At 47.1% G+C, this 1,315-nt stretch carries 1 protein-coding gene; it reads right to left on the bottom strand.

The window, feature by feature from the left end; translation table 11 throughout:
- On the bottom strand, positions 1 to 1,315 hold a 1,315-nt coding region (locus A3729_RS16565; RefSeq protein WP_197475885.1), incomplete at both ends, for a methyl-accepting chemotaxis protein.

Below are 1,315 nucleotides of genomic sequence, written 5' to 3'. Positions count from 1 at the left end.
CTGACTAGCCATTTCAGCAAGGTTACCGATAGATTTCGCTGTTGCCGTCGTACCTGATGAAGTTTGAGAGGTAATCTCTTGAATAACGTTCATCGTGTTAGAAATGTGACCCGCCGACAATGACTGTTGACGTGACGCGTTAGAGATATTCTGGATCAAGTCTGCAAGACTCATCGAAACTGTTTCGATTTCTTCTAGGGCAACACCCGCATCTTGTGCAAGTCGAGCTCCTCGTACCACTTCTGCCGTGGTGTGTTCCATCGAGATTACCGCTTCGTTGGTATCTGTCTGAGTGGTTTTAACCAGTGCTTCAATCTGCTTGGTTGCAGCAGAAGAACGTTCCGCCAGTCTCTGTACTTCGTCGGCAACAACCGCGAAGCCTCGACCTGCATCCCCAGCCATCGATGCCTGAATCGCAGCGTTCAAAGATAGAATGTTGGTCTGGTCGGCAATGTCGTTGATCAAGGATACGATATCCCCGATTTCCTGAGATGATTCACCCAAGCGTTTGATACGTTTTGATGTTTCTTGAATCTGCTCACGAATAGTGTCCATGCCGTGGATGGTATTTTGTACCACTTCAGCACCTTTCTTCGCGATGGTTACCGATCTTTCCGCAACCGAAGTAGACTCTGCAGCGTTAGATGATACTTGGTCGATAGACACCGCCATTTCGTTAACCGCGGCAGAAGCACCCGCAATTTCTTGCGCCTGATGCTCTGAAGATTCAGCCAGCTGCATCGCTGTGCCCTGTGTTTCCTGGGCTGATGAAGCAACCTGTAAGGCGGTATCACGAATAGCTTTTACCAAGCCACGCATTTGGTCGATCGCGAAGTTAATCGAGTCAGCAATTGCACCCGTGAAATCCTCGGTTACTGTTGCTTCTGTTGTCAGGTCACCATCAGCAAGGTCGGCAAGTTCATCAAGTAAACGTAAGATTGCGTTTTGGTTCTGTTCGTTCTGTTCTTCCGTCATTTGCAGACGATTTTGAGATTCGCGGTATAAGTACCAGCCAGCATAAACAATCAACATGATGATTAGCGCTAGAATGATATAAGCCGTATTCGGGTTAAAGAAGCGGTCATCAGCCTGGTTTTGGAACTGGTTCGATAGAGTAGATGTATCTTTTTTCAGTGCGATAGAATTTTCGAAGATAGAGTTAGCAGCGTTACGTACTTTGAATAGTTCGGGAGAGGTTTCAAGTATCGCTTTAACGTTACTGTCGACAAACTCAAAGAGCTCGGCGATCGCTTCAAGGCCGTAGATAGCATCTTCGTCAGTTACCTGAGAAATCTGCATAGCCTCATTGCCTTCA

Source organism: Oleiphilus sp. HI0043 (assembly GCF_001634935.1).
Note: the sequence above shows the minus strand (reverse complement) of the source record. Positions and strands in the feature narration are given on the sequence as shown.